The 19,063-nt window shown below is 73.8% G+C and carries 16 protein-coding genes; 7 read left to right on the top strand and 9 right to left on the bottom strand.

Annotation, left to right across the window (positions count from 1 at the left end):
- The gene (locus ABD419_RS24500; protein ID WP_344492620.1) at positions 1-990 is read right to left on the bottom strand and encodes an ABC transporter permease; all 990 of its coding nucleotides are present in this window, start codon (positions 988-990) and stop codon (positions 1-3) included.
- A gap of 34 nt (positions 991-1,024) precedes the next feature.
- Positions 1,025-2,701 carry an ABC transporter substrate-binding protein gene (locus ABD419_RS24505; RefSeq protein WP_344492623.1) on the bottom strand — a complete coding sequence of 559 codons (1,677 nt, stop codon included), beginning with the start codon at positions 2,699-2,701 and terminating at the stop codon, positions 1,025-1,027.
- A gap of 141 nt (positions 2,702-2,842) precedes the next feature.
- On the opposite strand from ABD419_RS24505, the gene ABD419_RS24510 reads away from it, so the two are divergent.
- The 3 genes from ABD419_RS24510 to ABD419_RS24520 all read left to right on the top strand — a co-directional run bounded on the left by ABD419_RS24510 (position 2,843) and on the right by ABD419_RS24520 (position 7,576).
- On the top strand, positions 2,843-4,096 hold the full coding sequence (locus ABD419_RS24510) for an ROK family transcriptional regulator (RefSeq protein ID WP_344492626.1): 1,254 nt from the start codon (positions 2,843-2,845) through the stop codon (positions 4,094-4,096).
- Positions 4,093-6,228 carry an alpha-galactosidase gene (locus ABD419_RS24515; RefSeq protein WP_344492629.1) on the top strand — a complete coding sequence of 712 codons (2,136 nt, stop codon included), beginning with the start codon at positions 4,093-4,095 and terminating at the stop codon, positions 6,226-6,228. The genes ABD419_RS24510 and ABD419_RS24515 overlap by 4 nt, the downstream gene beginning before the upstream one ends.
- Positions 6,229-6,361: 133 nt before the next feature.
- A complete protein-coding gene (locus ABD419_RS24520) occupies positions 6,362-7,576 on the top strand; it encodes an ROK family transcriptional regulator (protein WP_344492632.1) in 1,215 nt (404 codons plus the stop codon).
- Positions 7,577-7,615: 39 nt separating this feature from the next.
- Here ABD419_RS24520 and ABD419_RS24525 read toward each other — a convergent pair whose 3' ends face one another.
- The 3 genes from ABD419_RS24525 to ABD419_RS24535 all read right to left on the bottom strand — a co-directional run bounded on the left by ABD419_RS24525 (position 7,616) and on the right by ABD419_RS24535 (position 10,798).
- Positions 7,616-7,804, bottom strand: coding sequence for a YbdD/YjiX family protein (locus tag ABD419_RS24525; RefSeq protein ID WP_344492635.1), 189 nt, complete (start codon positions 7,802-7,804; stop codon positions 7,616-7,618).
- Positions 7,801-9,954 carry a carbon starvation CstA family protein gene (locus ABD419_RS24530; RefSeq protein ID WP_344492638.1) on the bottom strand — a complete coding sequence of 718 codons (2,154 nt, stop codon included), beginning with the start codon at positions 9,952-9,954 and terminating at the stop codon, positions 7,801-7,803. The genes ABD419_RS24525 and ABD419_RS24530 overlap by 4 nt, the downstream gene beginning before the upstream one ends.
- Before the next feature lie 274 nt (positions 9,955-10,228).
- Positions 10,229-10,798 carry a DUF7144 family membrane protein gene (locus tag ABD419_RS24535; RefSeq protein ID WP_344492641.1) on the bottom strand — a complete coding sequence of 190 codons (570 nt, stop codon included), beginning with the start codon at positions 10,796-10,798 and terminating at the stop codon, positions 10,229-10,231.
- An 87-nt stretch (positions 10,799-10,885) separates the two neighbouring features.
- Between ABD419_RS24535 and ABD419_RS24540 the strand changes: the two genes are divergently transcribed.
- On the top strand, positions 10,886-12,574 hold the full coding sequence (locus ABD419_RS24540; protein ID WP_425556192.1) for a phytoene desaturase family protein: 1,689 nt from the start codon (positions 10,886-10,888) through the stop codon (positions 12,572-12,574).
- A complete protein-coding gene (locus ABD419_RS24545; RefSeq protein WP_344492647.1) occupies positions 12,571-13,026 on the top strand; it encodes an SRPBCC family protein in 456 nt (151 codons plus the stop codon). The genes ABD419_RS24540 and ABD419_RS24545 overlap by 4 nt, the downstream gene beginning before the upstream one ends.
- Before the next feature lie 82 nt (positions 13,027-13,108).
- Here the strand turns inward: ABD419_RS24545 and ABD419_RS24550 are convergent, their stop codons facing one another.
- The 4 genes from ABD419_RS24550 to ABD419_RS24565 all read right to left on the bottom strand — a co-directional run bounded on the left by ABD419_RS24550 (position 13,109) and on the right by ABD419_RS24565 (position 16,985).
- Complete coding sequence (locus ABD419_RS24550; protein WP_344492650.1) at positions 13,109-13,591, bottom strand: hypothetical protein; 483 nt, start codon at positions 13,589-13,591, stop codon at positions 13,109-13,111.
- Between the two features lie 115 nt (positions 13,592-13,706).
- Complete coding sequence (locus ABD419_RS24555; RefSeq protein ID WP_344492652.1) at positions 13,707-14,648, bottom strand: patatin-like phospholipase family protein; 942 nt, start codon at positions 14,646-14,648, stop codon at positions 13,707-13,709.
- A gap of 155 nt (positions 14,649-14,803) precedes the next feature.
- A complete protein-coding gene (locus tag ABD419_RS24560; RefSeq protein WP_344492654.1) occupies positions 14,804-15,823 on the bottom strand; it encodes a hypothetical protein in 1,020 nt (339 codons plus the stop codon).
- A gap of 85 nt (positions 15,824-15,908) precedes the next feature.
- Positions 15,909-16,985: a pectin acetylesterase-family hydrolase gene (locus ABD419_RS24565; protein WP_344492655.1), complete on the bottom strand. Its 1,077-nt coding sequence runs from the start codon at positions 16,983-16,985 to the stop codon at positions 15,909-15,911.
- A gap of 114 nt (positions 16,986-17,099) precedes the next feature.
- Here ABD419_RS24565 and ABD419_RS24570 point away from each other — a divergent pair, with 114 nt between their 5' ends.
- Together ABD419_RS24570 and ABD419_RS24575 are read left to right on the top strand one after the other, a co-directional pair.
- A complete protein-coding gene (locus tag ABD419_RS24570) occupies positions 17,100-18,356 on the top strand; it encodes a sensor histidine kinase (RefSeq protein ID WP_344492656.1) in 1,257 nt (418 codons plus the stop codon).
- Positions 18,353-19,012, top strand: coding sequence for a response regulator (locus ABD419_RS24575; protein ID WP_344492658.1), 660 nt, complete (start codon positions 18,353-18,355; stop codon positions 19,010-19,012). Before ABD419_RS24570 ends, ABD419_RS24575 begins: the two co-directional genes overlap by 4 nt.
- The last annotated feature ends 51 nt before the right edge of the window (positions 19,013-19,063 follow it).

The raw sequence follows: 19,063 nt of genomic DNA on the forward strand, positions 1-19,063 counted from the left end.
TTACGCCCGCGCCCGGGTGCGGGGGTCGATCAGGCCGTAGAGCAGGTCGACCAGGAGGTTCGCGCCCAACACGGCGAGGGTGATGAACAGGAAGACGCCCTGCATCAGGGCGTAGTCGTTGTTGGTGACCGCGCCGAGGAGGCGCCCCCCGATGCCGGGGTAGGAGAACACCTGCTCGGTGATGACCGAGCCGGAGACGACGAAGCCGAGCGAGATGGCGAAGCCGGCGACCGAGGGCAGCACGGCGTTGCGGGAGGCGTAGGACCGCAGGATCTTCCGCGGCGACAGGCCCTTGGCCTCGGCGGTGAGGATGTAGTCCTCGGAGAGGGTGGAGACCATCATGTTGCGCATGCCCAGGACCCAGCCGCCGATGGAGGCGAGGACGATCGTGAGGGCCGGCAGGAACCCGTACTGGATCGCGGAGCCGATGAACTCGGCGTTCCAGCCGGGGGTGAGGACGACGTCGTAGCCGCCCTGGAGCGGGAACCAGCCCAGGACGCGGGCCAGGACGTACGCCAGGATGAGGGCGAGCCAGAAGTACGGGACGGCGGCCAGGAGCGTGGTGGAGGGGACGAGCGAGTCCAGCCACGTGCCGGGCTTCCAGCCCACGACCGCCCCGAGCAGGACGCCGAGGACGGCCGCGAGGATCGTGGCGATCCCGACCAGCACCACCGTCCAGGGCAGCGACGTGAGGATCACGTCGCTGACCTTGGCCGGGTAGTAGCTGACCGAGACGCCGAGGTCCCCGTGGACGAGGTTCTTCAGGTAGTCCCAGTACTGGACCCACAGGGGGTCCGAGCTGTCGCCCCCGAGGAGGAGCGCGTACGCCTTCCGCGTCTCCGGGGTCACCGTCTCGCCTCGCTGCTGGAGCTTGGCCAGCAGGATGTCGACGGGGTTGCCCGGCAGCAGGCGCGGGATGGCGAAGTTCAGCGTCAGCGCCGCCCACAGGGCGACGGCGTAGAAGCTCAGTTTGCGCAGGAAATAGTTCACTGTGTCTCGACTCCTCCTCGGGGGCGAAGGCCCGCTAGCCCTTCGGTTCGAGGTGCTTGAAGATCTCGGCGCAGTCCCAGGCGGACCAGACCGCCGGGAACGCGTAGAGGTCCTCGTCGGAGGGCCAGCCGGTGAACTCGGCCGTGTTCCACACGCTGGTGGTGCCGCCGGTCATGATCGGCACGTACGGCATGTCCTCCCAGATCGCGGCCTGGATGGTGTCGAAGTACGGCTGGCGGGCGGCCACGTCGTCCAGCGGCAGCGACGAGAGCGTGGCGAGGGCCTCGTCCACGTCGGGGTCGCTGAAGCGCGCGTAGTTGTTGCCCGCCGACTCGCCGACCTGCGCGGTCGCGGTGGAGACGAAGAAGTAGTTGTACAGGTAGTACGGGTCGGCCGTGGGGCCCTGCCACAGGGAGTCGATCGCGAGCTGGAACTCGCCCTTGAGGCGCTTGTCGGTCCACTCGTTCCAGGACGACTGGGCGGCGGTGATCTCGATGCCCGCGGTCTTGGCCTGGGAGGCGATGGTGTCGACGGCGGTGATGTAGTCGGTCCAGCCGGTCACGACCTCGACGGTGAGCGAGAGGCGCTCGCCGTCCTTCTCGTAGATGCCGTCCGAGCCCTTGGTCCAGCCGGCGGCCTCGAGGGTCTGGGTGGCGGTGTCGGCCTGCGCGGTCGACGGGGCGACGGGCTCCTCGATCGCGGCCGAGACGAACCCGTCCTGGCTCGGGGTCAGGGTGAACACCGGGGAGACGTCATTGGCGGTGTCCATGAACGCCAGCGAGTTCAGCTGGTCGCGGTCCATCGCGTAGTAGAGGGCCTTGCGCACGGCCGGGTCGGTCTGCGGCCCTTCGCAGCCGAGGTCCGGGTTGGAGCAGGTGCCGAGGACCATCTGGTTCTGCCACTGCGTGTACGCGTCGTAGTTCGGGAAGTTCTTGTTCGTGTTCTGGATGTCCGGGATGGGCCCGGTCTGCCAGTCGATGGTCCCGGCCGCGATCGCGTCGGCGCCGGCCTGGTTGCCCGAGAGCGACAGGTAGCGGATCTCCTTGACCTTCGGCTCGCCGCCCCAGTAGTCGGGGTTGGACGCGAGCGTGTAGGCCTGCGGCTTGAACTCCTTGAGCGTGAACGCGCCCGTGCCGACCGGCTTCTCGACGACGTCGGCCGTCGGGTCGATCTCCGACCACAGGTGCTCGGGCACGATCGGGGTGCTCAGCAGGTCGGGGGACTTGGTGAACATCGGCGTCGCGAAGGTGAGGGTCACGTGCGTGTCGTCGACCGCCGCGGCGGTGCCGTCGTAGCCGCCGCCGTTGATGGCGGGGGTGGCCTTGAGCATGTCGAAGGTGAAGACCACGTCGTCGGCGGTGAACGCCTCGCCGTCGGTCCACTCGACGCCCTCGCGGAGCGTGATCGACAGGACGGTGCCGTCCTCGTTCCACGCCTCCTCGGTGCCCAGCAGCGGGACCGGGTCCTGGACCTGGGCCTTGTTGTAGAAGAAGAGGGACTCGTAGATCGTCCCCATGCCGCCGATCTTGGTGGGCGAGAAGGGGTTGAAGTTGATCTGGTAGTCGCCGGCCTGGCCGGTGTAGACCACGAGCGTGTCGCTGGAGCCGGAACCGCCGGAGGCCCCGCCGCACGCGCTCAGCGCCATGCCGAGCACGGCCGCGCCCGCGAGGGCGGCCGCGGCGCGGCGCCGCAATCCGTTCTTGGGTGACATCGTCGTCCTTTCGAGTCCGGGGCGCCGTCGCCCGCGGAACTGGAGGGGATGCGCCCGCTTGGGCGTCGGGGCAATTATTAACCTGTTAAATTTAACGTGTCAAGAATAAGAACGGATGAAGTTTCGCGAGGAGGCCGCTCGATGCCCACCCCTGCCGGGGCCCGCGCCGGCGCGGCCAGACGCGTCCTCGACCTGCTCCGGGTCGAGGGCACCTTCAGCCGCGTCGAGCTCGCCGAGCGCACCGGACTGACCCCCGCGACCATCACCAACACCGTGCGACCGCTCATCGCCGACGGCCTCGTCCGCGAGGTCGGCCGCGACCCGCAACCCGGCCGCGGCCAGCCGCGCCGCCTCCTCCAGCTCGTCGCCGGCGCCTGGCACGCCGTCGGCATCCAGCTCGACCGCACCACCACCACGATCGAGGTCCTCGACTTCGCCGGCGGCCGCACCGCGACCGCGAACCTCCCCGGCACCGGCGGCGCCGGCCCCGACGAGACCGTCGCGGTCCTCGCCGGCCACGTGGACGCGCTGCTCGACCGCGCCGGCGTCCCCCGCTCCCGCGTCCTCGGCGTCGGCCTGGTGACCCACGGGCCCCAGGACCTCGACCGGGGCATCCTGCTGACCGCCCAGCCCGGCCCCGACTGGCTGGAGTACCCGCTCACCGCGACGCTCGCCGCGCGCCTGGACCTGCCGGTGCTGCTGGAGAACGACGCCACCGCCGCCGCGGTCGGCGAGCTCTGGGCCGGCGCGCCCGAGACCGACACGTTCGGCCTGGTCTACATGTCCTCGGGGATAGGCGGCGGCGTCATCGTCGACGGCGAGGTCTACCGCGGGCGCGCCTCCAACGCCGTCGAGATCGGGCACGTGGCCCTCGCCGGCGGCAGCACGCCGTGCGTCTGCGGCGGCTCCGGATGCGCGCAGGCCGAGGCCGCGCCCCAGGCCGTGGTCGCGCGGGTCCTCGCCGACGCCGACCTCGCCCGGCGCTTCGCCGTGACCGGCGCCCGGGACGGCGCGCTCGCCGACTTCGACCGGATCGCGCGGGCCTGGCGCGCGGGCGACCGCGTCGCCGCCGCGATGCTGGAGCAGTCCGCGCGCTGGATCGGCCAGGCCGCCGTCACACTGGTGAACCTGTTCGACCTCGACACCGTCGTCCTCGCGGGCCCGGCGTTCACCGTCGCCGGGAACCTGTACCGCGACCACGTCGCGGCCGAGCTGGAGCGGCTGGCGCTCAGCCGCGCGCTCATCCGCCCCAAGGTGCTGGTGTCCTCCGACGCCGGCTCCGCCGCCGCGCTCGGCGGCGCCCTGCACGTGCTCCGCACCGTGCACATCGGCGCACCGCCGAGCCCGCCCGCCCGAACCGACCCACTGGCGACCGCCACCGAAGGAGCACTGTGAACACACGATCCTGGACCGTCCTGCGCCGCGACGGCGTGTCGCTGGTCCTCGCCCACCCGGAGGCGGGACTGCCCGCCGTGCTGCACTGGGGCGCCGACCTCGGCGACCTCGGCCCGGACGACCTCGCGGCCCTCGACCGCGCCACCAGCCGCCAGACCGCGCCCGGCACCCTCGACGCCGCCTGGCGCCTGCCGCTCGTCCCCCAGGACGCCGACGGCTGGTCCGGCCGCCCCGGCCTCCTCGCCACCCGCGACGGCCGCCCCGTCTTCCCCCGCTGGACCACCGAGGTCGAGCACGAGAGCGGCACCGAACTGCGGCTCACCGCCACCGACGCGGACTCCGGTCTGGTCCTGCGCACCGCGATCGCGATCGGCGCGGGCGGCCTGGTCCTCCTCGACCACGAGGTCGCCAACACCGGCGGCGGCGACCTGGACGTGGCCTGGCTGGAGGCGACCCTCCCGGTGCCGAAGGCCGCCGACAGCCTGACGCAGTTCGCGGGCCGCTGGACCCGCGAGAAGTCCCCGCTGACGACGCCGATGCCGCGCGGCACCACCGTGCGCGAGTCGCGGCGCGGCCGCGGCGGGCACGACGCCCCGTGGGTCACTTTGGCGTCCAAGGGGACCCCGCGCAACCGCGACGGCGCGGTGTGGGCCGTGCACCTGGGCTGGAGCGCCGACGTGCGCCACCGCGTCGACCGCGTCAACGAGCACCTCACCGCCATCGGCGCCGGGGAGCTGGTCCGGCCCGGCGAGATCCGCCTCGCGGCGGGCGAGTCGTACCGCACGCCGACCGCGTACTTCGCGTGGTCCGCGGCCGGCCTCGACGGCGTCGCCGACCGGTTCCACACCTGGATGCGCGCCCGCCCGCAGCACCCGTCGACGCCGCGCCCGCTGGTCCTCAACACCTGGGAGGCGGTCTACTTCGACCACGACCGGTCGCGGCTGGAGGCTTTGGCGCGCAAGGCCGCCGAAGTCGGCGTGGAGCGCTTCGTCCTCGACGACGGCTGGTTCCCCGCCCGCCGCGACGACACCGCCGGCCTCGGCGACTGGACCGTCGACCGCTCGGTCTGGCCCGACGGCCTCGAACCGCTCGCCGGCCTCGTCCACGACCTCGGCATGCAGTTCGGACTGTGGTTCGAGCCCGAGATGGTCAACCTCGACTCCGACCTCGCCCGCGCCCACCCCGAGTGGCTGCTGGCGAGCCCCGCGTCCGTGCCCTCGCCCGCGGGACTGTCGTTCCGGACCCAGTACGTGCTCGACCTCGCGAACCACGACGCGTTCGAGCACGTCAGGTCGCAGATGTCGGCCCTGGTGCGGGACCTCGGCATCGACTTCATCAAGTGGGACCACAACCGCGACCTCGTCGAGGCCGTCCACGAGGGCCGGCCCGGCACGCACGAGCAGACCCTCGCCGCGTACCGGCTGATCGCCCGCCTCAAGGCCGACCACCCCGGCCTCGAGATCGAGTCGTGCTCCTCCGGCGGCGCCCGCACCGACCTCGGCATCCTCGCCCACACCGACCGCGTCTGGGCCTCCGACTCCAACGACCCGGTCGAACGCCAGGACATCCAGCGCTGGACCGAGCTCGTCCTCCCGCCCGAGCTCATCGGCGCGCACGTCGGCCCCTCCCCCGCGCACTCCTCGGGCCGGGCCACGCCCCTGCCGTACCGGATCGCGACCTCGCTCCAGGGCTCCTCGGGCTTCGAATGGGACCTGCTGTCCTGCAACGAGGAGGAGACCGCGCAGGTCACCGCGTTCGCCGCGCTGTACAAGGAGCTGCGGGGGCTGCTGCACTCCGGTACGGTCGTGCGCCCCGACGTGCTCGACCCCGCGCTGCGGGTCCGCGGCGTCGTCGCCCCCGACCGGTCAGAAGCGGTCTTCACCGTCGCCACGGTGGCGTCGCTGGAGGACGCGCTCGCCGAGCGGCTGTGCCTGCCGGGGCTCGATCCCGAACGGCGCTACCGGGTCCGGATGCGCGACGAGATCGGCGCCGCGCGCTGGGGCTGGGTGCACCCGGGCTGGCTCGACGGCGGCGAGACCGTCCTCTCCGGGCGGGTCCTGGCCGAGGCGGGACTCCAGCTGCCGGTCCTGTGGCCGGTCCAGGCGCTCCTGCTCCACGCCACCGCGGTCTGACGCCCCGGGCCGCCCGCCGGATCGGGGCGGGCGGCCGCCGACCCCCGTGGACTCGGCCGATTTCGCCCGGTCACCGGACGGGCGTGTCCAGTAAGGTGATACCTGCCCGCCCGCCCCGAGTAAGGAGTCCGCATTGCGCTCGTTCGGCGCCGACACGCGGCTGCCCACCCTGGCGGTCGTGCTCGACATCATCCGCGAGCGCGGTGCCGTCAGCCGGGTGGAGCTCGCCGACACCACGGGCATGACCCCGGCGACCATGACTCACGCGGTCCGCAAGCTCACGGCCCTGGGCCTGGTCCACGAGGTCGGCACCGTCCAGGCCAACCGCGGCACCCCGCGGCGGCTCATCGGCATCAGGGAGGACGCCTGCTACATGGTCGGCGTCCAGCTCGACCAGTTCGCGGCCGTCGGCGTCGTCGTCGACCTGGCAGGGCGGGTCGTGGTCCGCCACGACATGCCCGGCGCGGGCAAGCGGGCCCTGGCCTCGGTCGTGGCCGACCTCGCCGGGCACGTGCGGGACATGCTCGGGGACGCGGCCGTGCCCCGCGACAAGGTCCTCGGCATCGGCCTCGCCACCTACGGGCCGCAGGACCGCGAGGCCGGCGTGGTCATCACGCCCCACCCGACTCCCGAGTGGACCGGCTACCCGCTCGCCGAGACGCTCGCGGAGGCGACCGGTCTGCCGGTGGCCCTGGAGAACGACGCGACGGCGGCGGGGCTCGGCGTGCAGACCCTGGCCGGGTCCGGGTCGAGCTTCGCGGTCGTGTTCATGTCCGGCGGCATCGGCGGCGGCGTCATCCTCGACGGCCACCCCTACCGGGGCGTGACCTCCAACGGCGTCGAGCTCGGCCACATCTCGGTCGACGCCCTCGGCGAGGACTGCTCCTGCGGCAACCGCGGCTGCCTCGACCCCGTCGCCGGCCCGCGGCCGGTCGTCGAACGGGCCCTTGAGAACCCGGCGCTCGCCGCCCGCCTCGGGCTCGGCGCCGACACCCTCACCGACTTCAACCTGATCGGCCGCGGCGCCCGCGAGGGCGACGCCGACGCGGCCGCGCTCATCGCGGACTCGGCGCAGCGCCTCGCGGTCGGGACCGTCACCCTGGTCAACATGTTCGACGTGGGCCGGGTGGTCCTCGCCGGGCAGGCCTTCGCCGAGTCGGGGCAGGCGTACCGCGACGTCCTCGAGGAGTGGCTCAACCGCTCGGTGTTCATGCGGCACGTCCACACCGTCGAGGTCGAGCTCGCCGACGACGTCGCGCAGGCCGCGGCCCTCGGCGGCGCGGCCGTCGTCCTGCGCAACCTCCTCGAGTCCCCGAACCCCGAGCTCCGCACCGCCGGCAGGCCCTAGGCGCTGCGGACGCAGCCGCCAGATCGTGCCGACCGGGCGTCAGCAGCAGCGCGCCCCCGGATGCGCGTCGCCCCGGTCGGTGCGGCGGCGTTCGAACTCGCGGCGCGGCAGGACCGGCGACCCCGGGTGGGCGAGGCGGTGCCGCTCCAGGTAGCGGTCGTAGGCGGCCTCGCCGGTGAGTTCCCGCAGGTACCACCGGACGAGGCCGAAGAGGCGGCGCGGGGTCACGGACGGTCGTCCGGGGCCGGCGGGCCGGCGGGCTCCGGGGCGGAGCGGGCGGCGCCGGCCGAGACCAGCAGCTTCGACTCCACGTACGGGGCCTCGGTCGTCGGCAGCGGCTCGGGGGCGCGGACCGCGCGCCAGCAGACCCACGCCGCGTTGAGGATGACGATGACGACGAGCAGCGCGAAGAACGCGGCCAGGACGCCGTCGACCGTGGAGTTGACGACCACGGTCCGCATCTGGTCGAGGTCCTTCGCGGGGGCGAGGACCTCGCCGTTCGCCAGCGCGTCGGCGTACCGCTCGCGCTGTGCGAAGAACCCGATCCGCGGGTCGTCGGAGAAGACCTTCTGCCAGCTGGCGGTCAGCGTGACCACGGCGGTCCAGGCGAGCGGCGCGGCCGTCACCCAGGCCCATCTGAGGCGTCCGGTCTTGACGAGCACCGTGGTGGCGACGGTGAGGGCGATGGCGGCGAGGAGCTGGTTGGCGATGCCGAACAGCGGGAAGAGCTGGTTGATGCCGCCGAGCGGGTCGTTGACGCCGGCGTAGAGGAAGTACCCCCACGCGGCGACCACGATCGCGCTGGTCGCCCAGATGCCGGGCTTCCAGCCGACGCGGCCGAGGGGCTTCCAGACGTTGCCGAGGGTGTCCTGGAGCATGAAGCGCCCGACGCGGGTCCCGGCGTCCACGGTGGTCAGGATGAAGAGGGCCTCGAACATGATCGCGAAGTGGTACCAGAAGGCCTTGAGCCCGTCGCCGCCGAAGACGGAGGAGAGGATCTCGGACATGCCGACCGCGAGGGTCGGCGCGCCGCCGGTGCGGGCGACGAGGGACTCCTCGCCGACGGCGTCGGCGGCCGCCTGGAGGTCCTGCGGGCTGATGGTGAACCCGAGGTTGGCCACGGCGGTGGACGCGGACTCGACGGTGGTGCCGAGCACCCCTGCCGGGGCGTTCATGGCGTAGTACAGGCCGGGGTCGAGGATGCACGCGGCGATGAGGGCCATGATGGCGACGAACGACTCCATGAGCATGGCGCCGTAGCCGATCATGCGGACCTGCGACTCCTTCTGGATCATCTTCGGCGTGGTGCCGGAGGCGATGAGCGCGTGGAATCCGGAGAGGGCGCCGCAGGCGATGGTGATGAACACGAACGGGAAGAGGGAGCCGGCGAAGACCGGTCCGGTGCCGTCGAGGGCGAACTGGGTGACGGCCTCGGTCTGGAGGGTCGGGGCGACGATGAGCACCCCGATCGCGAGGAGGCCGATGGTGCCGATCTTCATGAACGTGGAGAGGTAGTCGCGCGGCGCTAGGAGCATCCACACCGGCAGGACCGCGGCGACGAAGCCGTAGGCCACCAGGCAGAAGACGAGCGTCTGGGGGCTGAGCGTGAACGCGTCGGCCCAGGACGAGGCCTGGACCCAGCCGCCGGCGACGATGGCGAGGATGAGCAGGGCGACGCCGATGAGGCTGGTCTCGATGACCCGGCCCGGTCGCAGGGTGCGCAGGTAGAAGCCCATGAGGAGGGCGATCGGGATGGTCATGGCGATGGAGAAGGTGCCCCACGGGGATTCGGCGAGCGCGTTGACGACGACGAGCGCGAGGACCGCGAGGAGGATGATCATGATGGAGAAGACGCCGACGAGGGCGGCGACGCCGCCGATCGGGCCGATCTCGTCGCGGGCGAGCTGGCCGAGGCTTCTGCCGTTGCGGCGCATGGAGATGAAGAGGACGACCATGTCCTGGACGGCGCCGGCGAAGACGACGCCGATGATGATCCACATGGTGCCGGGGAGGTAGCCCATCTGGGCGGCGAGCACGGGGCCGACGAGCGGTCCGGCGCCGGCGATGGCGGCGAAGTGGTGGCCGAGGAGGACGCGGCGGTCGGTGGGCTGGTAGTCGACGCCGTCGTCGAGCCGTTCGGCGGGGGTGGCGCGGGTGTCGTCGACCTGCAGGACCCTGCGGGCGATGAAGCGGGCGTAGAAGCGGTAGCCGATGGCGTAGGTGCCGAGGGCCGCCACGACGAGCCAGAACGCGGAGATCTCCTCGCCGCGGACCAGGGCGATGATGCCCCAGGCGACGGCGCCGGCGATGGAGATCGCCGTCCAGACGAGGATGGACCGCCAGCTGGGCCTGGTTCTGGTGGTGTCGGGGATGGTCATGTCGTCCTCCGAGTCTTCGGCCCCTGGGCCGAGGGGTTGTCGGGGAGCCGGGGCGCGCGGCCGGGCCGTCGCACGCTCCGAAATTATGTAGATGTCTCTATACCGAGGATCCGGTGCCGCCTCCTGCGTCGTTCGGGGTTCGCCCGACTCGCGTCTTGGTTTACCAGTATTTCGTACGGATTTCCAGTGGATCGATGCCGCTGCGACCGAAATACCGCGAAACGGCGCCCCGCGGCCGGTTGGGTCGCGGGGCGACGGTGTCGCGGCGGGCCGGTCACTCGGCCGGCGGGCGCGCCTCCCTGCGGGCGGCGGCCTCGGCGTCGGCGGCCGCGGGCGCCTCGGTCTGGCGGTCGTACATGGTGCGGCTCGGGTTCGCGAACGGCTCCCCCGGCTGGGTGTCCTTGGTGGACCAGTCCGGGGCCTCGGACGCCCGGTAGCCGTCGTACTCGGCCTCGGCCGCGGTGCTGGACGCCGCCAGGGACCAGATGACGAACACGTCGATCGCGATCACGACCATCGCCCACAGCGGCTGGTAGGGCATCCAGAAGAACTGCGCGGTCGCCGAGAGGACCGCGAGCATGATGCCGGCCCAGCGGGCCCACGCCCGCCCGGTGAAGATGAACGCACCGGTCACGGCCGCGAGCGCGCCGAGGATCAGGTGGGTCCAGCCCCAGGCGGTGAGGTCGAGTTGGAGCACGTAGTTCGGGGTGGTCACGAAGATGTCGTCCGCGGCGACCGCGGCGATGCCCATGATCACCTGCCAGACGCCGACCATGACCATCAGGCAGGCGGCGAACGTCGTGCCCCCGGCCGCCCATGCCGCTCGTCTCTCCGTCTGTGCCATCGTCCTGCCTCCGTTTCGGACCTGTCATTCGGTTTCACGGTATCCACGAAATGCGCCGTTCACCTGCAAGATGAGGAAAAATCCCCTATGCCCGCACTCGCGGGCGGCCGGGCGCATCGATGCCGCGCGCCCGGGTATCCGGGCACGTCGAGACAGGGGGATCGCACCGTGGGAGAAGTCGAGACCGTCGACGCGGTCGTGATCGGGGCCGGCCCGAACGGGCTCGTGGCCGCGAACCTACTGGCCGATGCGGGCTGGGACGTGCTGGTCCTGGAGACCGAGGCCGAACCGGGCGGGGCGGTCCGCACCGCCGAGCTCGCCGCGCCGGGCTTCCGCGCCGACGTGTGCAGCGCCTTCTACCCGCTGGGCGCGATCTCACCGGTGATCGCCGGGCTGCGCCTGGAGTCGTTCGGGCTGAGGTGGCGGAGCGCGCCGGACGTGCTCGCGCACGTGCTGCCCGACGGCCGCGCCGCGGTCCTGTCGCGGGACCTCGACCGCACCGCCGCCTCCCTCGACGCGTTCGCACCGGGCGACGGCGACGCCTGGCGCGCGGAGTTCGCGCTGTGGCGGCGCGTGCGCGAGCCGCTGGTCGACGCGCTGCTGCGCCCGTTCCCGCCGGTCCGCGCGTCCACGCGGCTGCTGCGGGCCCTCGGCCCCGGCGACGCGCTCCGGTTCGCCAGGACCGCGGTGACGACGTCCCGACGCCTCGCGGAGGAGCGCTTCGCGGGCGAGGGCGCCCGACTCCTGTTCGCGGGCAACGCGATGCACAGCGGCCTCGGCCCCGACCAGTCCGCCGGAGCCCTGTTCGGGTGGCTGCTGTCGATGGTCGGCCAGGACGCGGGCTTCCCCGTCCCCGAAGGGGGCGCCGGAAGCCTGACGGCGGCCCTGGTCGCGCGGCTCGCGTCGAAGGGCGGGCGGATCCACTGCGGCAGGCCCGCGTCGAAGGTCCTCCATGCGCGCGGCGTCGCGGTGGGCGTGCGCGACGGCGAGGGCACGCCGATCCGCGCCAGGCGCGCCGTCCTCGCCGACACCGGTGCGCCGCAGCTCTACCGGGACCTCGTGGGCGTCGAGCACCTCCCGCGCCGCTTCGCCGCCGACCTCGACGCGTTCGAGTGGGACGCCGCGACGCTCAAAGTCGACTGGGCCCTCGACGGGCCGGTGCCGTGGAAGGCCGCGGAGGTCGCCGGGGCGGGGACGGTGCACCTCGGCGCGGACCTCGACGACCTCTCGCGACACGGCCTGGCGCTGGCGGCCGGGCTCGACCCCGAGCGGCCGCTGCTCCTCGCCGGGCAGATGACGACCACCGACCCGACCCGGTCGCCCGCGGGCACCGAGACGCTGTGGGCGTACACGCGGCTGCCGCGCGGTCTCGACTGGAGCGCCGATCAGGCCCGGCGGCGCGTCGACCGGATCGAGGAGGCCGTCGAGCGGCAGGCACCCGGCTTCCGCGACCGCGTCGTCGGCCGCCACGTCTCCGGTCCGCGCGAACTCCAGGACCGCGACCGGAACCTCGACCAGGGCGCCATCAACGGCGGCACGGCCGCGATCCACCAGCAGCTCGTCTTCCGACCCGTCCCGGGCCTCGGCCGGGCCGACACGCCCTTGGACCGCCTCTACCTGGCGAGCGCGGCGGCGCATCCCGGCGGCGCCGTCCACGGCGCCCCGGGCGCGAACGCGGCCCGCGCCGCCCTGGTGCGCAACGGCCTCGCCGGAAGCTGGTACCGCGCCGGTGTCGACCGGGCCCACCGCTGGCTCTACGAGCGGAGTGCGGCGTGAACCGGGTCCGCGGCGTCACCGCCGCGGTGCGCGCCCCCATCGACGACGTCTTCGCGGTCCTCGCCGACGGCTGGAGCTACGCGTCCTGGGTCGTGGGCGCGTCCCGCATCCGCGACGCCGACGAGGACTGGCCCGCGCGAGGCGCCCGACTCCACCACAGCGTCGGGCCGTGGCCACTGCTCATCGAGGACACGACCCGCGTGGTCGAAGTCCGGCCACCGCGCCTGCTGGTGCTCGACGCCCGCATGTGGCCGCTCGGCACGGCCCGTGTCAGGTTCGATCTGACCGCCGTCGAGGGCGGCACCGCGATCACCATGCGCGAGCTCGCGACCGCCGGCCCACTCGCGCTGCTCCCCGTACGGGCGCAGGACCGCCTGATCGCGCCTCGGAACCGCGAGTCCCTCGACCGGCTCGGCCGCCTGGCAGTGGCCGAGCGCGACGACGAGCGCTGAACACGGCCACGCAGCGACCGCTCTGCGCGCGGGCTCGCCGAGCGGTGAGCTCGCGGGCACGCGACCGGCACGGCAGTCGGACTCACGCGGCGCTCGTCCGGCCGTGGCGGGCCGCGATCGAGAGGCATGTGATCGTGGCGATCGGCAGCAGCGCGTAGCAGACCGCGGCGCAGACCGTGAACATGAGCGTGCCCTCGTGCACGCGGCCGTCGCGGACCAGCGGGGACACGAGCGCGGCGAGGATCGGCAGCGGTGCGGCCAGCGTGCCGTAGGCCCACCTGCGCCAGGCGGTGCGGGCGGGGGCCAGGTTGGCCGCCAGGACGGCCAGCTGCGGTGCCGCGGCCAGGAGCACCAGCGGGAACAGCAGCAGCATGCCGGTGGGGAGGTCGCCGTCGGCGCCTCGCGGCGCCGCGGGTTCGACGTAGTAGGAGTCGGCGAAGAAGCCCAGTGTGAACGCCAGCCCGCAGTACGGGAGCGACAGTGCGAACTGGACCCAGAGCAGCACGCGGACCGTTGACGCGATGAGCGGGAGCGGCGGCGCGCTCGGAGTGAGGGGGTAGGTCATGGTGCACCTCTGCGGGGTCGGTCGATCGGCCCTTCAATCGTCGGCACCGGACCGTCACGGAACGGAACCGGTCAGGCCGCTGTTCGGGGCCGCCTCGCGGCGGCCCCGGTCGCGGTCATCGCCAGAGTTCGGCGAGGTGCTCGGCGAGGGCGAGGCCCTGGCGGTGGCCGGCGCGGGCGGAGGGCGGGCGGGCCGCGGGGTCCATGAGGCTGTCGCCGAAGGCGGCGCGGGCGTCGTCGTCGGGGAGGACGGTGGCGACGCGGCTGCCGGCGGCGCGGAGCTCGTCGGTCTGCGCGGCGAGGTGCATGCCCCATGCCGGCGGCGTCAGGGTCGTGCCGCCGAGGGGCGAGAGGACGAGGACGCGCTCGCAGCCGGCGGCGAGGTCGGCGTTGTCGTTGCGGCGGAAGCCGCCGTCGATGAACCGGTGGCCGCCGACGCGGTGGGGCGGGCCGCTGGAGCAGCTGGCGGCGACGGCGTCGGCGAGGTCGACGCCGCTGCGGCGGTCGAGGACGACCGGTTCGCCGGTGCGGGCGTCGACGGCGGTGAGGAGCACGGCCCGGTCGGGCCAGTCCGGTGCGGGCAGCCGGGCGGCGACGGTGGCGCGCCACTGGGCGGACCTGGTGCCGTCGGCGCCGGCGTCCAGGTCCATCGCCGCCGCGGCCAGTGCGCGGCGCAGGTCGTCGGGGCCGGTCGCGGCGGCGATGAGGCGGCGCATGCGGTCCATGTGCGCGGCCACGGCGGCCGCGATCCGGTCGGCGGCCGGGCCGGGTCGCGGCGGGGGTGGGGCGAGGGTGGCGGTGAGCAGGTCGGCGGGGTTCGCGCCGGTGATCTGGGTGGCGGCCGTGGCGCCGGCGGAGGTGCCGACGACGAGGTCGGCGCCGGTGACGTCGAGCCCGGCCTCGGCCAGGCCGGCGACGACGCCGATCAGCCAGGCGTTGCCGGCCGATCCGCCGCCGCCGAGGACGAGCGCGCGCGTGCCGGAGGGCACGCGCGCGGTGGCGTCGAGCGGCGGGCCGGAGGCCGCCGGTACGGCGTGGAGCGGTGAGGATTCGTTCATGGGAGTCGCCTTTCGCGGGTTGCGGGGGGCGCTCCTGGCGACTAGCTCGGTCGCGGGATCGTGACGTGCAGGGGAGCACCCATTGCGGACACTGCGGTCATGGGTCTCACCTCCTGCGGTCGGGTCGCGATCGCCGCAACGCTAGCACGCGGGCGCTAGGCGGCCGCGGTCGAAGCCCTCCGGCGGGCCCGGGCCGCGGTGACCGCGACGCCCGCGGCCGCGGTGAGCACGGCGGCGGCGTAGGCGGCGAGCGAGGCGGCGTCGGGGGCGGTGAAGGCCTGGCCGCGGACGGCCTGCCACACCGTGATCGCGAAGACCCCGAGGTAGCCGACGGCGGCCCACCGGACGATCGCGCCGCGGACCCGGTCGTCGCGCAGCCAGGCGCGGCGCGCGGCGAGGAGGCTCAGGAGCATCGCCAGGCCGATGAGGACCTGGATGCCGTGGAGGCCGATGAAGTGGGAGACGCGCAGGTCGCCGCCGGTGGTGGACCAGCCGGTGAGAACCATGCCGTTGCCGTCGGGGTCGCCGACGCCGTGGCCGCCGCTGAGCGGGATCGTGTCGCCGTTCGCGTCGGTGCGGGTGCGGTCGTGCTGCTCGGCGACGGCGAGGATGAAGAACGCGGCGAACATGCCGAGGCTCGACAGCGCGAGGCCCCAGCGGATCACGGCGGTCACCGCGCGGTCGCCGATGCGCTGGAACAGGACCAGGACCGCGATCGCGGCGTTCGTGAGGAACAGGAGCGGCACGAAGTCGAACGCGAGCTGGACGACCTGGTTCAACACGGTGTCGGTGTCGTTGAAGTGGCTGAAGGTGCCCGCCGCGGCCGCGGCGACGACGACCGCGAAGTCGACGGCGCTGACGACCGCGAACACGGTGCCGACGACCCAGCCGGTGCGGCGCAGCTTCGTCATGTGCGACAGGAGCCACGCGAGGCTGAGCCCGTACGCGAAGAACGCGAAGCCGAACTTGAAGGGCTTGGACCAGACGCTGTCGCCCAGGAGCGTCCGGTCGTCGAAGGGCATGGCGGCGAGCGAGCACAGGGCGACCGCGCCGCCGAAGACCGCGAGGGCGACGAGCGGCCGGTGCCACCGGCGCCCGCCGTGCGTGAGCGCCAGTCCGGCGTCGGCGGCGCGGCCGGCGAGGACGCCGGCCGCGGATGAAGGGGTGTGGTTCATGCCCCTGACGCTATGGAGGATCCCGCCCGACCGCACTGACGCTGCCTGCCGGTTCGGTGGTGGGGCCTGCCTCACCGGCGCCCGGTCACCCGCTGCACTCGCTGCAGTGGACGTCGGCCGGGGGATCGTCCCCGACCAGGGCCTCGACCCACTCGGCAAGGCCGACGCCCTCGACCTCGAGGTCGTAGAACTTGTCGGGCTCGAAGATCTGGTGGTCGGCGCCGGGCGCGGTGAAGCTGTGCAGGGGCACCCCTTCACCCTCGATGAAGGCCTCGTTGCGGTCGATCTCGGCGAGGAGGTCCGGCGGGTCCGCGAGCCACTCGGTGAGTTCGGAGGTGGCGTTGGGGTCGTACGCGAAGTCGAAGCGGCCCAGGACGAGGTCGGGCCGGTGCAGGCCGGCCCGGACCCAGAGCTGCGGGACGCCCCACTCGTCGGCGGTGAGGCCGTCCGTCGCCCAGGCGGGCGCCGCATCGTAAGCGCCCCAGGCGGTGTCAAGGACCTCGGTGTTGAAGCCCGGGTGGTCGGGCCAGGCCCCGGACTGGGCGCCGAACACCGTCACCTCGGCGTCGGGCAGCAGGTCGGCGACGAGGCCGCCGTAGACCGGGGCCGCGACCGAGCCCGCGGTCTTGCCGACGACCACGACCTCCTCGGCGTCCGGGTACTGCGCGGCGAGGTGCGCGAGCGCGGCCGCGCCGTTGGCGGCGCCGCGGTGCGCGACCGTCAGGCCCGGCGCGTACTCCCGCACCGCGTCGCCGAGGTGCGCGTCCCCCGTGCAGGCGGGCACGTACACGAAGGAGAAGTCCGCGAACGGGTTGTCGCCCCTGGTGGTGTCGAACATGCCGCTCCGGTTCTCCGGCTCGACGCCCTGCACGCTCCAGGTGTATGCGTCGCTCTCCCCGCGTTCGCCGGTGAACGCGCAGGTCGCGGCCGTCCAGCACACGCCGCCGCCGTTGAGGAAGAGCACCACCTTCGTGGTGTCGGCGCGGCGCTCCCAGAACGCGAAGGGGCTGCCGTCGGCGCACCGGCAGTCGCCCTCCGGCACGACCTGCGTCCACTCCAGCGGTTCGCGGTCGCTGAACAGGGCGCACCCGCTGAGCGCCAAGGACATCGCGAGCAGCAGGAGGAGCGGGACGCGGCGGGGGCCGCGGAACGGATACTTCATCGGCCCAGTGTGCGCAGCGCGGAGGCGAACGCGCGCCTGCCTGGAGTCATGGTCGCGAACCTGACTCCAGTCGGGTTCCGCGCCGCGGCCTCGGCACCTAAGATGGCGTCTGACATGGCACACCACCCCTCCGCGCTGCGCGCCGCCCTGCGGCGGCCGGTCCTCCGGGACGCCGCCCTGGCCGCCGTGCTGCTCGCCGCCACCGGGGCGGTGATCGACACCGCCGCCGCATCCGCGCACAGCGGCCTGCTCCCCCAGGCCGTCTGGCTCCGGGAGCCGGCGGCGCAGTGGACGCTGGTCGCGATCGCCGCCGCCGCCGTCGCGGTCAGGCGCATCCGGACGGTCCCGGCGCTCGCGGTCGCGGCGGCGGTCGCCGCGGCGCAGATGGCGCTGGCCCTGGAGCCGCTGCCGGTCGCCGCCGCCGTGCCGATCGTCCTCTACACGGCCGCAGCGCGTCTGCGCCCGAGCACCTCGCTCGCGCTCCTCGGCGCCCTGTCGGCGCCGGCCGTCGCATGGTCGCTATACACCGCGCTCGACGGGAAGGCGAACGGCTGGACGTACGCGGGCTGGCCGTTCGGCGCGGGCGGCCGCGAGCAGGCACCGGACGCCGAACTGGGGCCGACCGACTGGGGCGGCGTCCCCGTGCTCGGGGCCTGCCTGGTCGTGGCGTGGGCGGTCGGGTGGGGCGTCCGCAGTCGGCGCGCGTACCTCGCCCAGGTCAGGGACCGCGAACGCGGTCTGGAGCGCGAGCGCGAGCAGCGGGCCGCACTGGCGGTGGCGCAGGAGCGGGCGCGGATCACCAGGGAGCTGCACGACGTGGTCGCGCACGGCCTGGCCGTCATCGTGATGCAGGCGCAGGGCGGTGCGGCCGCGTTCGGCAAGCGGCCCGAGGCCACGCTCGCCGCACTCGACACCATCGCCGCGACCGGCCGCGCATCGCTGGCCGACATCCGGCAGGTGCTGGCCGAGCCGGACCCGGACGACCCGGTGCCGGGCCTGGCGGACCTGCCCGCCCTGGTCGAGCGGGTCCGGGACGCGGGCACGCCGGTCCGGTTGCGCACCAGAGGGACTCGGTCGGTACCCGGGGACGTCGGCGCCGCCGCGTACCGGGTCGTGCAGGAGGCGCTGACCAACAGCATGAAGCACGCGGGCCCCGGGGCCGGAGTGTCGGTCGAGATCGACTGCGGCCATGAGGGATTGACGATCGAGGTGGTCGACGACGGCGTCGGCGGGCCGGTCTCGGCCGACGGCGGGAACGGCATGCGGGGCATGCGCGAGCGCGCGGCGGCGCTCGGCGGCGAGGTGACCGCGGGGCCGGTCCCGGGCGGTTTCGCCGTGAGCGCCCGCTTCCCGCTCGAGGAGTCGCCGTGATCCGGGTCCTGCTGGCCGACGACCAGGCCCTCCTGCGCGAGGGGCTGCGGATGATCCTGGAGGCCGCCGACGACATGGACGTGGTCGGCGAAGCGGACGACGGCGCCGCCGCGGTCGCCCTCGCGGTCGAGACCGCGCCCGACGTAATCCTCATGGACGTCCGGATGCCCGGCGTCGACGGCCTGGAGGCCACCGTCCGCCTCCGCGCGCTGCTCCCGGACGGGCCGCGCATCCTCATCCTGACCACGTTCGACCTCGACGAGTACGTGTACGCCTCGCTCCGCGCGGGCGCGAGCGGCTTCCTGCTCAAGGACGCGCTCACCGCCGACCTGCTGTCCGGCATCCGGGCCGTGGCCCGGGGCGACGCCATCGTCGCGCCGCCGGTCACCCGGCGGCTCATCGAGCGCCACATCGGCGCGGCGGGCGACCCGCTCCCCCGGACCGGGGACGACCTCCGGGTCCTGACCGCGCGCGAGCGCGAGGTGCTCGAACTGGTCGCCCGCGGCCTGTCCAACGCCGAGATCGCCGCCCGCCTCTTCCTCGCCGAGGGCACGGTGAAAGGGCACGTCGGCCGCGTCTTCACCAAGCTCGGCCTGCGGGACCGGGTGCAGGCGGTGATCCTCGCCTACGAGTGCGGGCTCGTACGCGCCGGATGAGCCGGGCCGCGATCCGGATCGGCGCGCGCGGCTATGATTGACGCGTCAGCT

It is taken from the genome of Glycomyces endophyticus (genome assembly GCF_039531525.1).
GTDB classification, from domain to species: Bacteria; Actinomycetota; Actinomycetes; order Mycobacteriales; family Micromonosporaceae; genus Glycomyces; species Glycomyces endophyticus.

What these genes read in the sequence shown, in the direction of transcription:
- ABD419_RS24505 (WP_344492623.1), bottom strand. Translation starts at nt 2,701, where the DNA reads ATGTCACCCAAGAACGGATTGCGGCGCCGCGCCGCGGCCGCCCTCGCG.
- ABD419_RS24510 (WP_344492626.1), top strand. Translation starts at nt 2,843, where the DNA reads ATGCCCACCCCTGCCGGGGCCCGCGCCGGCGCGGCCAGACGCGTCCTC.
- ABD419_RS24530 (WP_344492638.1), bottom strand. Translation starts at nt 9,954, where the DNA reads ATGACCATCCCCGACACCACCAGAACCAGGCCCAGCTGGCGGTCCATC.
- ABD419_RS24535 (WP_344492641.1), bottom strand. Translation starts at nt 10,798, where the DNA reads ATGGCACAGACGGAGAGACGAGCGGCATGGGCGGCCGGGGGCACGACG.
- ABD419_RS24540 (WP_425556192.1), top strand. Translation starts at nt 10,886, where the DNA reads ATGCCCGCACTCGCGGGCGGCCGGGCGCATCGATGCCGCGCGCCCGGG.
- ABD419_RS24550 (WP_344492650.1), bottom strand. Translation starts at nt 13,591, where the DNA reads ATGACCTACCCCCTCACTCCGAGCGCGCCGCCGCTCCCGCTCATCGCG.
- ABD419_RS24555 (WP_344492652.1), bottom strand. Translation starts at nt 14,648, where the DNA reads ATGAACGAATCCTCACCGCTCCACGCCGTACCGGCGGCCTCCGGCCCG.
- ABD419_RS24560 (WP_344492654.1), bottom strand. Translation starts at nt 15,823, where the DNA reads ATGAACCACACCCCTTCATCCGCGGCCGGCGTCCTCGCCGGCCGCGCC.
- ABD419_RS24565 (WP_344492655.1), bottom strand. Translation starts at nt 16,985, where the DNA reads ATGAAGTATCCGTTCCGCGGCCCCCGCCGCGTCCCGCTCCTCCTGCTG.
- ABD419_RS24570 (WP_344492656.1), top strand. Translation starts at nt 17,100, where the DNA reads ATGGCACACCACCCCTCCGCGCTGCGCGCCGCCCTGCGGCGGCCGGTC.